This window comes from Alteromonas sp. ABV4_515, assembly GCF_056160345.1.
Genome location: NZ_JBSWWZ010000001.1, coordinates 99,334 through 114,209 on the forward strand (window position 1 = coordinate 99,334; position 14,876 = coordinate 114,209).

Genomic DNA, 14,876 nt, shown 5'->3' on the forward strand with positions numbered 1-14,876 from the left:
TACTACTGAAGCGGTGTTGAAGTAAAAACCGGAAGCAGAGAATAAAACGCCCTCTACTTAACTACGGGATTTTAGCATCATCGCAACGCGTTACGCTATGCAAATAATGGATAATCCACAATATTTGTTAATTTTTAATATAACCGCTGGTTAATTTTGCAATACACAGGTAACAACCTGCGATGTCAGGCGCTTTTCTAGTGTAGACCATCTCGGCCTGACTGCTCAGAAAGTGAGCGCGCTATTCACTGGCAGATGCCAATACTTCGGAATGGCTGAAAATACTACCACACTGAATGTGATTTAAATCTAAGACTTAACGCCTATATTCTGACGTAAAACGCAAAAAAGCCGTCTGTCGACGGCTTTATTATTATTTTGTCAGATTACCATTTAACCACAGTATCAACGTCGGCTTCGTAATCTACACCTGGAATATCAAATCCAAACAACTTGAGGAACTCATGATGATAGCCAGCGTAATCACTTAATTCATGGAAGTTGTCTTGCGTTACCTGATCCCACAGTGCCTTGATTTTCGCCTGGGTGGCATCGTTGGTTTCTTTCCCGTCCATACGATAGCGATTTGCTTCGTCTACCGCGCCGGTTTCACCGTAAAGGCACTCTGTGTACAGACCAAAGATTTGTTCAATACAACCTTCATGGGTGCCTTCTTCTTTCATCACTTTGTAAATCAGTGAAATGTAAAGCGGCATAACCGGAATAGCTGAACTCGCCTGGGTAACCAGGGCTTTTAATGAAGACACGTTTGCCTCAACCAGTTTATCAGTGTGCTTACCGATAATGGCAGCGGCCGCGCGGTCGAGATCTTCTTTCGCCTTACCGATAGTCGCCTGACCGTAGATAGGCCAAGTCAGCTCTTTACCGATGTAAGTATAGGCCGTGGTCTTACAACCTTCAGCCAGCACGCCAGCATCGCCGAGGAAATCCATCCAGCGTTCCCAGTCTTCACCGCCCATTACCTTGATAGTGTTGTGAATTTCTTCATCGTTGGCAGGTTCCAGGGTGACATCGTGCACTTTATCTTTGTCGGTGTCGTAAGTTTTAGTGGTATAGGCCTGACCTACTGGCTTCAATGTCGACTTGAAGGTTTCACCACTTACCGGGTCGGTACGGCGTGGAGAAGCCAGTGAATAAATCACCAAATCAACAGAACCCAGGTCTGCTTTAATTTGTTCAATCACCTGCGCCTTCATTTCATCTGAAAAAGCATCGCCGTTTAAGGTTTTTGCGTACAGGCCATTTTGCTCAGCCTGTTGATGAAATGCTGCAGTGTTATACCAGCCCGCTGTCGCTGTTTTGCGCTCAGTCGGCTCTTTTTCGAAACAAACACCTAAGGTTTTCGCACCATAGCCAAAAGCGGAAGTGATACGTGATGCCAAGCCGTAACCGGTAGAACAACCGATAACCAACACATTTTTAGGGCCGTCACCAAGGTCGCCCTGCTGACGAACATAATCAATTTGCTCTGCTACTGAAGCAGCACAACCCGCTGGGTGTGCGTTAGTACAGATGAAGCCTCTGACTTTAGGCTTGATAACCATAGTAGTTTTTCCTTTGATAATTGTGCGCGTATTGTAATCGCGTCTGTGGCATTTACAACTCTGAGCAGATGTCGTGTGAAGATGCCATACAGGCAGGAAGGTAGCGACAGTGTGTACGCACTGCCGCCATGGGGATTAACCCAGGATGTCGAGTAACTCAACATCGAATACCAGCGTAGAGTAAGGGGCGATCGCGCCGCCTGCACCCTGTTCGCCGTATGCCAGATCGTAAGGAATGTACAGTTTCCATTTTGCACCTACTGGCATTAACTGCAGTGCTTCAGTCCAGCCGCGGATCACACCGTTTACTGGGAATTCTGCAGGCTGACCGCGCTTGTAAGAGCTGTCAAATACGCTACCATCAATCAGTGTACCGTGATAATGAACGCGAACCGTGCTGTCTGCAGCAGGCTTGTCACCTTCACCGGCTTCAATAATTTCATATTGCAAACCGCTTTCGGTTACCGTAACTTCATCACGTTCTGCATTTTTTGCAAGGTAAGCGTTACCTTCTTCAATTACCGCTTTGCTTTGCTCAGCTTTAGCAGCCTGCATGCGTTGGTGAATTTCACCAAATGCGTTGCGCAGCGTGTCGGTATCAACCTGTGAGGCTTGACCATTGAACGCATCGCTCAGACCATCGAGTACTGCATCTAGAGACAGGCCTTCGAACGGATTGGATTTAAGCTGCTCTCCCATTTGGAAACCAACACCATAGCTTGCTTGCGTTTCTACGCTGGTATATTTATCGGTCACATTGACTCCTGAAAGTAAATTACAAGATTTGTACATTATTTAGCCGCATTTCGTTACTCAAAGTGCATGCTAAATAACCTGGCACGGAGTGTATCATATCAGCCTGCAACATGCTTGGGGCTTGGGATTTGTTAAATGAACTTTTCATTAAGGTTTAATTTATAACGGAATGACGTTAGACAAGTTTAACAATTTTGAAGTATGGTTATGGGCATATACAGTAGGAGGATGCTATGCAATCACACTATGATGCTGAACTTAAAGACACAGTTCGGTACCTGGGGAAAGTCCTTGGCGAAACCATTCAAGCTGAATTGGGTCAAGAATGGTTAGACCGCATTGAGACCATCAGAAAAGATGGTCGTTCTTCATATCAGGGCGACGCAACCTGTAGCGAAAACCTGAAAGAAATTTTCAAAAAACTTTCAGATTCTGATCTTTTGACGGTTGGCCGGGCATTTGCACAATTCCTGACTCTGGGCAATATTGCTGAGCAGGAATACAACAGTGCGATGAGCGTAGATGCGTCGTTAGATGCGCTGTTTGAACACCTGGATAAAGCTGATCTCAATGTTGAAAACGTACAGAAAGCGGTTTCAAAACTGAAAATTGATCTGGTACTCACGGCGCACCCTACCGAGGTGACTCGCCGTACACTCATTCATAAACAGAAAGAGTTAGCACAGTGCCTGAAGCATATTCACCAGGACACCCTTGAAGATCGAGAGCGCGACCGCGTTGAAACCCGTATTGCTGATTTAATCAGTCAGGCGTGGCATACCGAAGAAATTCGTTCTGTTCGCCCTACCCCGGTTGATGAAGCGCGTTGGGGCTTCTCCGTTATCGAAAACTCGCTGTGGGAAGCCGTACCTGACTTCCTCCGTGACCTCGACGAGCGTTTGCAGTCAGACTACAAAGTCAATCTGCCTCTAGATGCCGCACCGGTTCAGTTTAGCTCCTGGATGGGTGGCGACCGTGATGGTAACCCGTTTGTAACGTCAAAAGTAACTGAACAGGTATTACTGCTGGCCCGTAAGCGTGCTGCAAAACTGTTTGCCTCTGATCTCGACCGTTTGCAGGTAGAACTGTCGATGTTCGATTGCAGCGATGCCCTGCGTGAAGCCGTTGGCGCTGATGCCAACGAACCTTATCGCTCGCTGTTGCGCCCACTGGTTCGCCGCTGTGGCGAAACCCGCGACGGTATTGCTGATTATCTGGCAGGCAAGAAAGTTGACCAAAGTACCTGGGTTCAGCACAACGATGAGCTACTTGAGCCTCTGATGCTGTGCTACGACTCATTAATCGAGTGCGGAATGCCAGTGACAGCCAATGGCTTGCTGCTCGACACTATCCGCCGGGTACAGTGTTTTGGTGTTCACCTGCTGCGTTTGGACGTACGTCAGGACTCAGAGCGCCATGCCGATGTATTCAGTGAGATTACCCGCTACCTTGGCTTAGGTGACTATGCGCAATGGAGTGAAGCAGACAAACAGGCTTTCCTGCTGCGTGAACTTAGCTCTAAGCGTCCGCTGTTCCCTGCGCAATGGGAAGCGTCTGACGATGTAAAAGAAGTGCTCGATACCTGTAAAGTTATCTCTCAGCACAGTAAAGAAGGTTTCGGTATTTACATCATTTCAATGGCCAGTGAGCCATCTGATGTCATGGCGGTTCAATTACTGTTGAAAGAATCAGGTGTAGACTGGCCAATGCCGGTAGCCCCTTTATTCGAAACCCTCGACGACCTGAATAACTCGCCTTCAGTTATGCGTAAGCTGCTGTCTATCGACTGGTATCGTGGTTACATCAAAGGCCGTCAGTATGTGATGATTGGTTACTCTGACTCTGCTAAAGATGCCGGTGCGCTGGCTGCAGGTTGGGCTCAGTACGAATCTCAGGAAGCACTGGTACAAGTTGCCGATGAATTTGAAACCACACTGACACTGTTCCACGGTCGCGGTGGTACGATTGGTCGTGGTGGTCTGCCTGCACATGCAGCTATTCATTCACAGCCTCCTGGTTCACTGGAAGGTGGCTTCCGTGTTACCGAGCAGGGTGAAACCATCCGCTATAAATTCGGTATGCCAAAACTGGCGAAGCAAAGCTTGGGTATTTACGCGTCTGCGATTATTGAAGCCATGCTGTTCCCGCCACCGGAGCCGAAGCCAGAGTGGCGTGAACTTATCATCAAGATGGCCGCTAATGGTCGTGACAACTATCGCGGAACCGTGCGCGAAGATAAAGACTTCGTACCTTACTTCCGTGTAGCCACGCCAGAGCAAGAGCTGGGCAAACTGCCGTTAGGTAGCCGTCCTTCTAAGCGTAAACCTCAGGGCGGCATTGAAAGTTTGCGTGCTATCCCGTGGATTTTCGCTTGGGCACAAACCCGTCTGGTTCTGCCCTCCTGGCTTGGCGTAATGCGCGCTATCGATTCTGTAAAGGCAGAAAGCGACGCTAAGGTCGTGGAAGAAATGTTTGCTGAATGGCCATTCTACCGTTCACGTCTGTCTATGCTGGACATGGTGTTTAACAAAGCAGATCCACGAATCAGTGAAGCTTATGACGAGCGCTTGGTACCGGATGAGCTGAAGCACTTTGGTCAGGCGCTGCGTGACGAGCTGAAAGAAAGTGTGGAATCTCTGCTGGCACTCACCGGTCAGGAAAGCATCATGGACAAAGACCCGATGGGTAAAGAGTCGATGAATATCCGTGCCGGTTACTTGCAGCCTCTGCATTATCTGCAAATCGAACTGCTAGAGCGTATTCGTGCAGCCGGTGACGACGCGCAGAATGCGGTACTAGAACGTGCCATGATGGTGACCATCGCCGGTATTGCAATCGGTATGCGCAACACCGGTTAATCCGGTCTTCGCCATAATGAACAAAGCCGTCGTGAAAACGACGGCTTTTTTGTATGTTTACATTTAAAGCATTGTCAGCAAGTGCGCTAGCTTCTCCCACTATTGCTACAAAGAGACGGACACTTCACCAATTTCCCCCTTCCCCACAGTATGTAAAGGCTGTTTCATCAACACATCTAAATCGAGCGGGATTTTCTGATAATTCCGACCACCGTCTTCCCGCGCGACTTCCACGTTCAGTACAAGTTTAGTCTGCTTTACCGGCTGTCCTTGTTCGTCATACCCGTCCCATTGCACATGCAGCGGCTTATTCTTACGAGTTGCACCGGCGAATCCATCAATGAAGTCTTCATGGGTTCTACCTATTTTTCGCCACCACACTCTCAATTCGGTGAGCCAGCGTTGACTATCACCTCGAATTGACAGGCTTTTAATCAACTGCGCATTTTCATCGGTTAACCACACAGAAACATAAGGGCCGTGATATTCCGGCACGTTAAAGCGCGGCAACGTCACATCAATGGTTAATGGTTTAACGGCCGTGTCGTGCTGATTTTGCCAAAATGCAAAGTAACCCTCAGTAGTGTTCACCCTTCCCTTTTGATCGGTGGTCTTAACCAGTACCTCAGGCTTATCAACCAGAAAATCGTTAAGTTGCGTGGTAGAAGTGACCACGGCGAGTTGCGACACTATCGCGGCATCAAACACATTGGGTGCAACCACGTGGGAGATTAAGCCCGACGCAGGCCAACCATCACTGCTATCCAATACCCCACTTTCTGCCGCCCCAGTCACCACCTTGCGGGTAGCAGTATTTATGATGGCACCGGAAAACACCTCGTGATGTTCCATAACTGGTTTATCAAACAGCGTCCAGCCAGAAGGTGACTTGCCTTCATGGGTTATGGACGTGTTGTTTACCGTAATAGAAAATGCGCCGTCTTCGCCTACGATTTGCTGAAGATACTTGGCGATTCGGTTTGCAAGTAATGCATCTCCGATTAAACCGAAATCCCAGAACGGCGCATCTGGCATGATCTCCGGCATTAGCAGTTGCGATGGCGTATTTAACGTTACTTTGGTCACTCTAGATGCTCTTGCCAGCTTCCGCGCTTCTCGACGTTCCAGCGTGCCTTCTCCAGCCACGTACTGATGCCAATACTGATAAAGCGCACCGTTACGGCAACTCACTTTGCCTTCGGAGAGATGAAACCAATCCTCGCACTTCGCCAGGCCCTCAAATATCCATGTAGGCACATCGTGAGCGCCAGGTCGTGACAAGTCGGCTACCAGTTTACTTTGTGCTGCCAACACTTCCGCGGTGTTTTGCACCAGCTCAGCCAACGGCTGTTGCTTAACCTTTTCATAGCCGCCAACCAATTTTATGACAACGTCATAATCGGCTTGCTGAATATGAAATGTGTGTGCTGAGTTTGCGAGTGTTGCTGAGGAGTTATTTTCTGAAGTGGAGTGAGCGGCCGGGCTTGCCGCCTGTGCAGCAAAAGCTGCACAGGCACTCCAAATGAATACAATGAAGCTGCGTTTCATTAATTATTCACGCTCGCAGTTTGCGTTGCCTTATCGTCACTTTCTGTGCTTTCACGTTTAAAAACAGGCGCGGGATCATCTAATGTGATGAAACCATCACCGGTGGTGTCGTAGCGACTGAAAGAGCGGAAACCAGACTGCATGTACTCGTTAAAAGTCATGTGACCGTTTTCATCTTTATCCAGCACGCCAAAACGCACGTAGGTTTGCTTTACTTGGCCGTCGTAAGTCTTTTCGTACTGTGCATCCAGACGATCTTCAAACTCGAGCACGTATTCCTGTTCTGTCAGTACACCATCGCCGTTCTCATCGGTTCGGGCGAATTGCTCATCTCTGACAGCCTGAAATTCTGCTTTATCGACTTTTTCGTCACCGTTTGTATCGTACAACCCCATGAAGCCCTCGATGTTATGGGTAGTCGGCATGCGTAACATGGGGCGTTGTTCCAATTTCGGCTTATCATCGCTGTTATCAGCTCGGCCTTCACGTACCGGATCCTGATCAGACGCCAGAACAACGCCATCTTTATCCTGATCCATAAAATCAAAGCCTCGCTCACCCACTGCATCCATTTCCGCTTTGGTGATCTGCTTGTTGTCATCCTTATCGATAGCGTTAAAGCGAATATACGTTTGTTTTACGGAAGCTTTTCGATCGGCCTGCATGCGCGCGGTCATTTTCCCTTCCCACTCGTACACATACTCATCTTCTTCCAGCGTACCATTGTGGTTGGTGTCGGTAGCGGCAAAACGTTGTCGGCGGGCATCAACAAACTCTTCCAGCGACAGCTTTTCATTTCCGTCTAAATCGTAAGTGAGAATAATGCCGCTGGCACTGTGCGGAGCGGCCATAGCCAGCTGAGAGAGCAGCGCAGTAGCGATAATTACAGAGTTAATTTTCATTGTTCGTCCTCAGAATGCTTCTAACGTAAGTGTGGTGGTGTAACTGTATACCGGCACGTCAGCACCCTTTGGTGCAGGCGCTTTTACTCGGGCCTGAAGCAGGTACAACCCTTGCGAATTCAATGATACCGACGCTTCCCCTTTGGCATTTGTGGTAAGCGTTTGGAAATCAGACTCTTCACTAAACTGGTCGTTAGCCAGATACAGCGTGACTTTTTCATTAGCTACCGGCTCGCCTTCGTAAGTTAACGTGAATGCAAACGTGTCGCCTCTAAACAAGCCATTTGGGTGAGTACTAGGTACCAACTCAAGACCTTGTCCGCTGGCTGCCAATACCGTATCAGTAGGGCCTTTTTTCGTTACATAAGTCACCGCACTGGTTACCGACTGAAAGTGCTCAGTTAATGTAGCGCCTTCTGGCAACGGCTTCTCATTGCCTCTCATGGAACCACGCTCACCATTGAGGTCGTAAACTCTGAAAATTGCTCCCATGCGCTTCCCGGTGGAGAAGCGATAAGTGCCTTCCTGTTCCATTGCCTGCTCAAGCACATTTCGCGTTTTTAAATCCACTACCGTCTCAACAGGTGACAGTTTGCCGTCTGGCGTTTCAACATCGAACTTTGCATTGCTGATCGCCACTTCTGGTACGAAGAATTGCTCGGCGAACGACGCATCCAAGGTCACAGTGTCGCGGCTAACCGGTTCAAAACTCAAAGGTTTTAGATACGGCGTATGCGCTTGAGAGGCTGGGATAAAAAGCAGGCCCGCACAGACCAGCGCCAGGGAGGTTTTATTCATTTTTGTGTTTCCTGGTTGTAAAAAGTGGAGGGATCTTATTGCAAATACGAATTATTATCAATATTATCCTCATCGACTTTGGCTGACCCGTTCGGTTGTCCGTAACGTGACGTCGACTACTCACCCTTTATTTGAAGCAGTCAAAGCAAACATAAAAATCTACGAAAACAACACTACCGCATGGAGCCAATCATGACTTTCCAACGCACTGCATTATGTTTTGCAGTTACGGCGATCCTGTCAGGCAACGTTTTTGCCCAAGAAAAAGAACAACTTGCTGTTACCAAAGTAAAAAGCGAAGACGCCATTGAGTACAACAAAAATGAAACTACACTCGATGCGCAAGCTATAGCACTGGATTCCATCACAAACATCGAAGATACAGCGCGCTACATTCCTGGCGTTCAGATAAACGATACCGGCAACCGATTTGGTGATGATGGATTTAATATCCGGGGATTAGGCGGTGATGCGGTTGCAGTACTGGTTGATGGTGTCGCTCAGGGTGAAACCCTTAACCCGTCAACATTTGCCGCTTACGGTATGTTTGGCTCAAGTCGCGGCCAGGTTGAACTAGAGCACGTTAAAACGGTGACCATTTCAAAGGGGCCGGGCTCTGTGGCTATCGGTTCTGGCGCGTTAGCGGGTGCAGTGTCTTATGTCACTAACGACGCCGCCGATTTTCTGCCATTAACGGGTGATGCCACGGGCGGAAAAGTAAAAACAGGTTTCGACTCTCGTTCAAACGAGTGGCTGATGCACGGTACCGTGGCCAATCGTACTGGTAATTTTGAAAGCCTGCTGCAATATACTCGCCGTCAGAGCGATGAAACTGAAGCTCACAGCAATGGCGAAGATATTTTTGGTGCTGCGCGAGGCCAGGCTGATCCGATGGATAATACCAGCGATGCTGTGATGTTGAAGCTTGCTTACAACCTGGATGAAAATAGCCGCTTCGGTGTTGTTGTTGAAAAAACCGACCGTTCAACCGATGGTCTGCCGCTGTCGAGAGAACCGGCGGAAGGTACAACGGCAAGTTACTTCGATTTTTCCAGTTACGATGAAAACAATCGTGAACGCTACGGTGTATTTTACGAACAGGAAAATGCCAATAACCCGTTCTTCGACACAATAAAGCTTCAGGCAAATTATCAGGAATTGTATACGTCGGGTCTGACATCCTTCCTATTCAACAGTCAGGGTTCCGTAATACTGCGTCAGGAAGACCGCGAATTTGAGCAGCAGTCGACAAATTTCAATGTCGATCTCACCAAACTCATCGAAGGTGATATCAGCCACAATATTGCATACGGCCTGACTTATCAGAAAACCGAGTCAAACAATATTATGTACGATCGCCGCTACGATGGTGAAACCACCAGCGCAGCTCTACTCGATGGTTACCCTATTCTCGATCAGGCATTTGTCCCTAAATCAGATAAAACGCTAATCTCTTTTTATGCCACCGATACCATGGCTTTGAACGATGCAGTTAACCTGCACATTGGCGCGCGCTACGACAGAACAGAGTATGAGCCGGAGGTGTCTGAAAACTTCTCGGATCCTACCGGGCTAAGCGTTCAAGATGCCAGCTTCAATGCGCTGGTTGGTGAATTGGCACTGAGCTATACCGTTGCCGAGGGACATGAAATTCTGGCTAAAGTGAGCCAGGGCTACAAAGCCCCGACGCTACAGGAACTTTATTTCGGCACCAATTCTGGTGATGAGATTACTGACATTGTCACCGGCGACGTTTATCAGGATCTCGATGAGGTAGCGAATCCCGAACTAGACGCTGAACGCTCGACAAACTATGAAGTGAGCTATCAGGCAAACTTCGAACGTGGATATGTCAATATCACGGCTTTTAAAACCAATTACACCAACCGTATTCAGAGTGAAACTTTCTCCAACGCTTATGGCACTGACGTTACAACGCAATCTTGCAGCCCTTGGACAGGCGAATGTACGGTGTCGGTCGTGAGTGAAGATACTTACACTCAACCGCGTAACAGTGGCGAAATTGCCATTAAAGGTCTTGAGTTCAGCACTTTCTATATGTTGACCGACAACATTACCGCACAGTTCGCGTACTCCACCATATCCGGTGAGTATAAATCTGAATATGTACCGCTCAGTGAAGACAGCTTTGACTTCTACGACAGAGGCAACGACCTGGAGACACTGGCACCGGATGCGGCAACCTTGTCGTTAGGTTATCTGGCGACAGATCACAACTGGGGTGTAAAACTGCACGGTATGTATTCCGCCAAAATGGACAACAATGCCGACCAAAACAGTTTTGCATCGCTTAACAATGGCAGTGGCCCGTTCTTTTATCCTGGTAGCCTGACAACATTCGACCTCACCGCATTTTATCAAATCACAGATAATCTGAGACTGACGGCGGCGCTATACAACCTGACAGATAAAGAATATTACCGTTGGGGCGTAGTGAGAAACCTGCGTTCAGGTAACGGCGGATTCTTCTCAGGCGTTTCGGGTAATGGTTTCCAGCGTTTCTCAGAGCCTGGCAGAAATGGCAGCGTATATCTTACCTACGTATTCTGATAAAAAGGGTTAAACGCCCAACGACAGAGACTACTGGCCCACTTTGTGGGCCAGCTTTGCTTCAAAAAATAATAATTCGTATTATCATAACCAGATTATTCTGGTCGCCCCAGACTCCGTTTGTCCAAGTTGAGTAACATTATGCGATTTTCTCTAGGCAGCGCCCGCCAGTGGCACTGGATTTCTGCCGCAATCTGTATGGTCGGTATGCTTATGTTTGCCATCACCGGTATCACCTTAAATCATGCAGCCGATATAGATGCTGTTCCGCAACTAACCAACATAGAAAAAACGGTACCCGACGATCAACTCGCCTCACTCGATTCGTTGGAGGAAGGCCCGGTGATGCTGCCCCGCTCGCTGCGCAACTGGTTATCAGACAACGGCATCGCGCCCCCCTCAGATAAAGAAGGCGAATGGGATGGCGTGGAGCTTTACGTTTCCTGGCCCGGCCCTGGGCAAGATCACTGGCTGTCTATCGATGTAGAAATGGGCGAACTGGTTTATGAAGGCACTGACAGAGGATGGATTGCCTATTTCAACGACTTACATAAAGGCCGCAATACCGGCGGTGTGTGGTCGTGGTTCATTGATATATTCTCCGCGGTGGTGATTATCTTTACCATTACCGGTTTACAACTTTTGCTTAAGCAAGCTCCACATAAAGCCTCAACTTGGCCAGTCACCGCGCTAGGGTTACTTATTCCGGTATTCATCATGCTCGTTTTCATTCACTAGTAGATACACCAACAGGGAGTTTCCATTGTGACTGAATCACAACGTTTAATACTGGCTCTCGTGCTGGTTGCACTTTATCTGGTGTGGGTGGGATATTTATTCTGGCGTCATAAAGGCCGGTATTTATTTACTCATATCAGCGACAGTGAACTGTTAGTTGCCTACGCAAGCCAAACCGGGACTGCACAAGGTGTTGCAGAGGAACTGGCGAACAATCACCACACACAAGCCCGCCCGCTTTCCGCTATCACCTTAGAGAAGCTAGTTGAATATCAAAGGGCTATATTTGTAGTAAGTACTTACGGTCATGGAGAACCACCGGATAACGGCCGTTCATTTCTAAGACGATTAAACCAGGCTAACACCAGCTCAACCGATTTGTCGCACCTTGATTTTAATGTCATTGCATTGGGCGACAGCAAATATCCTCACTTTTGCGCGTTTGGAGAACAAATCGAAAAAGGGTTAAAAGCGCTGGGGGCAGTAGCATCAACGGCACTGGAAAAAAGGGACAGAAGTGACAGTACACTTACGCAAGATACGAGCGTGCAGACCGAATCTGAATTTGAGCAATTTACCCTGGTGAATCGCAGACAGCTTAATAACGATAGCACCCGACCATTATTTGAAATTGATTTACGACCGGCTAGTGACGCGTTTTCGTGGCACCCTGGCGACATTCTGGATATCTTGCCCGGCATTAATTCAGGCGATCAAGAGCAAGCCGCAGCCCGTAGCTACACCATCGCCTCGCTTCCTGAAGAGGGCATTGTGAAGCTCATTATCAGGCTGGTGATTAAACCGGATGGTGAATTGGGTAAAGCATCTGGCTGGGTTTCCCGTCAACTCGACATTGGATGCTCGGTTCGCGGTAAACTTCATCGGAATCCGTCTTGCTACCTTACTGAAGATGCAAAGCCTATTCTGCTGATTGGCGCAGGCAGTGGGCTCGCCGGCATTCGCTCTCAGTGGCTTCACGCGGCTAAACAGCCGTCCCGCCGCCTTTACGTCATTTATGGAGAGCGCGAGCCCGACAACGACGATGTACTTCCGAAAGTAATAGAGCCATCCATTCAACAAGCCCACGCAACAACGCTAAATCGCGTTTTTTCACGCTGTCAGGAACATCCTTCTTACGTACAGCAAAGCCTGAGCCTGCAAATGGCAAATCTGCAAGACGTGGTTGATAATGGTGGCCAGATTTATGTTTGCGGAAGCTATGCCGGAATGGGCGAAGGCATACATCACACGCTTAGCACTATGTTGGGTGAAGATACCGTCACCCAGCTTATCGATGCCCGCCGCTATCATCGCGATGTGTATTAACAAAACGATTCGTAGGGCCCGTTTTATCGATACCTAACCTGAATCACACAAAAGCCAAAAAACAAAAAGGCCGACTTAAACAGTCGGCCTTCAATAGATTTGCAATTCGTTTCGGTATTAGCCGTTTACGAATTCAACACCAATTTTGATGTCGCCACGCAGACCTTCCAGCATGTCGTCTTTCGCTTTTTGTTCGAAAGCGCTCAGCTCGCCGTAAGGCAGGATTTCTTCAACACCGTTTGCACCTAAACGTACAGGGTGTGAGAAGAATGCTGCGTCGTCGCTGTCGTCAGTTTGAACGTAGGTGTATTCAACCACGTTTTCGCCTTGCATAGCAGCAACCAGAGACAGACAGAAGCGTGCTGCAGCCTGACCCATAGACAGAGTCGCAGAACCGCCGCCAGCTTTGGCTTCAACAACCTCAGTACCCGCATTCTGGATACGTGTAGTCAGGCTAGCAACTTCTTCATCAGTGAAAGAAACACCTTCAACCTGGCTCAGCAGAGGCAGGATAGTAGTACCAGAGTGACCACCGATTACAGGAACGTGTACGCTTGATACGTCCAGGCCTTTCAGTTCAGCAACAAAAGTTTCTGCACGGATCACGTCCAGAGTAGTAACACCGAACAGTTTGTTCTTGTCGTAAACGCCTTTTGCTTTCAGCGTTTCAGCAGCGATAGCAACAGTGGTGTTTACTGGGTTAGTAATAATACCAACACAAGCAGAAGGACAGTGATCAGCAACGCCTTCGATCAGGTTCTTAACGATACCAGCATTAATGTTGAACAGGTCAGAACGGTCCATACCAGGCTTACGAGGAACACCAGCTGGAATAAGAACAACGTCACAACCGCTAAGCGCATCGCCCAGATCATCTTTACCATGACCGGTAACTTTCACCGCGGTGGGGATGTGGCTCAGGTCAACAGCAACACCAGGAACAACTGGCGCAACGTCATATAACGCTAATTCAGAACCTGCTGGCAATTGTGTTTTCAACAACAATGACAGCGCTTGACCAATACCACCGGCAGCACCTAACACGGCTACTTTCATACCATTTCTCCTATGGAATAGTTACTCGTCAAAAAAACGGAGCGTCACAGTAAATCAACGCGCGTAAAAACTCAATCACCCAATGGTCTTATGCATGCATATTGGGTATAAGCGGCAAGATTATGCATGATTTTGAATTAATATGCACAAATATTGCTTAAATGGAAAGACTACGGCACAATAATAGCGGTTTGTACCCTTAAACACCAAATATGACAGGTAAATATGGCTAATATAAAACAAGAAAAGATGATCAAAGCCTTCAAAGAAATTCTCAAAGACGAAAGTTTCGGCTCTCAAGGAGAAATCGTTGAAGCCCTGAAATCACAGGGTTTTGATAACATCAGCCAATCGAAAGTGTCACGTATGCTGAGTAAGTTTGGCGCGGTAAGAACGCGAAATGCCCGTGGTGATATGGTGTATTGTTTACCACCCGAACTTGGCATGCCTACAGCGAAAAGCCCGCTAAAACAGCTCGTGCTCGATATTGTACACAATAACGTGATGGTCATCATTCGAACCAGCCCGGGAGCGGCTCAGCTTATCGCAAGACTGCTGGACTCACTCAGCCAGAAAGACGGCGTGCTGGGCACCATTGCTGGTGACGACACCATTTTCATCGCGCCAGCCGATGTTACCCAAATTGAAGATCTCAGACAGCGAGTAGAAAACCTGTTCGATAACGTTTGATGAGCTTCACTACGTTAGCGTAATGACAAAAAGCACCATCTCCGGTGCTTTTTTGTTGCCCACTACTT

The 14,876-nt window shown here is 48.2% G+C and carries 11 protein-coding genes; 5 read left to right on the forward strand and 6 right to left on the reverse strand.

What is annotated here, in order from left to right:
- Window positions 1-386: 386 nt before the first annotated feature.
- Window positions 387-1,565 carry an enoyl-ACP reductase FabV gene (gene fabV, locus ACXAGX_RS00425; protein ID WP_474821699.1) on the reverse strand — a complete coding sequence of 393 codons (1,179 nt, stop codon included), beginning with the start codon at window positions 1,563-1,565 and terminating at the stop codon, window positions 387-389.
- Window positions 1,566-1,700: 135 nt separating this feature from the next.
- On the reverse strand, window positions 1,701-2,357 hold the full coding sequence (locus ACXAGX_RS00430) for an FKBP-type peptidyl-prolyl cis-trans isomerase (RefSeq protein ID WP_474835959.1): 657 nt from the start codon (window positions 2,355-2,357) through the stop codon (window positions 1,701-1,703).
- 197 nt (window positions 2,358-2,554) lie between these two features.
- On the opposite strand from ACXAGX_RS00430, the gene ppc reads away from it, so the two are divergent.
- Window positions 2,555-5,179, forward strand: coding sequence for a phosphoenolpyruvate carboxylase (gene ppc / locus ACXAGX_RS00435; protein ID WP_474821706.1), 2,625 nt, complete (start codon window positions 2,555-2,557; stop codon window positions 5,177-5,179).
- 105 nt (window positions 5,180-5,284) lie between these two features.
- Here ppc and ACXAGX_RS00440 read toward each other — a convergent pair whose 3' ends face one another.
- Genes ACXAGX_RS00440 through ACXAGX_RS00450 form a run of 3 tightly spaced genes read right to left on the reverse strand, consistent with a single transcriptional unit; the run spans window position 5,285 to window position 8,427 of the window.
- Complete coding sequence (locus ACXAGX_RS00440) at window positions 5,285-6,727, reverse strand: DUF2271 domain-containing protein (protein WP_474835960.1); 1,443 nt, start codon at window positions 6,725-6,727, stop codon at window positions 5,285-5,287.
- Window positions 6,727-7,629, reverse strand: a complete 903-nt coding sequence (locus ACXAGX_RS00445) for a calcium-binding protein (protein ID WP_474835961.1) — start codon at window positions 7,627-7,629, stop codon at window positions 6,727-6,729. The genes ACXAGX_RS00440 and ACXAGX_RS00445 overlap by 1 nt, the downstream gene beginning before the upstream one ends.
- A gap of 9 nt (window positions 7,630-7,638) precedes the next feature.
- Window positions 7,639-8,427, reverse strand: a complete 789-nt coding sequence (locus ACXAGX_RS00450; RefSeq protein WP_474835962.1) for a DUF4198 domain-containing protein — start codon at window positions 8,425-8,427, stop codon at window positions 7,639-7,641.
- Between the two features lie 192 nt (window positions 8,428-8,619).
- Between ACXAGX_RS00450 and ACXAGX_RS00455 the strand changes: the two genes are divergently transcribed.
- The 3 genes from ACXAGX_RS00455 (at window position 8,620) to ACXAGX_RS00465 (ending at window position 13,062) form a co-directional block, all read left to right on the forward strand.
- Window positions 8,620-10,998 (forward strand): TonB-dependent hemoglobin/transferrin/lactoferrin family receptor, encoded by a 2,379-nt coding sequence (locus ACXAGX_RS00455; RefSeq protein WP_474835963.1) that lies wholly within the window; start codon window positions 8,620-8,622, stop codon window positions 10,996-10,998.
- 141 nt (window positions 10,999-11,139) lie between these two features.
- Entirely contained in the window at window positions 11,140-11,736 is a 597-nt protein-coding gene (locus tag ACXAGX_RS00460; RefSeq protein WP_474821722.1) for a PepSY-associated TM helix domain-containing protein, read from the forward strand.
- Window positions 11,737-11,763: 27 nt separating this feature from the next.
- Window positions 11,764-13,062 carry an NADPH cytochrome P450 oxidoreductase family protein gene (locus tag ACXAGX_RS00465; protein WP_474821726.1) on the forward strand — a complete coding sequence of 433 codons (1,299 nt, stop codon included), beginning with the start codon at window positions 11,764-11,766 and terminating at the stop codon, window positions 13,060-13,062.
- Window positions 13,063-13,179: 117 nt separating this feature from the next.
- On the opposite strand, the gene mdh is transcribed toward ACXAGX_RS00465, so the two are convergent.
- Complete coding sequence (mdh, locus tag ACXAGX_RS00470) at window positions 13,180-14,118, reverse strand: malate dehydrogenase (protein ID WP_474821729.1); 939 nt, start codon at window positions 14,116-14,118, stop codon at window positions 13,180-13,182.
- 225 nt (window positions 14,119-14,343) lie between these two features.
- Here mdh and argR point away from each other — a divergent pair, with 225 nt between their 5' ends.
- Window positions 14,344-14,808: a transcriptional regulator ArgR gene (gene argR / locus ACXAGX_RS00475; protein ID WP_070125469.1), complete on the forward strand. Its 465-nt coding sequence runs from the start codon at window positions 14,344-14,346 to the stop codon at window positions 14,806-14,808.
- Window positions 14,809-14,876: the final 68 nt, after the last annotated feature.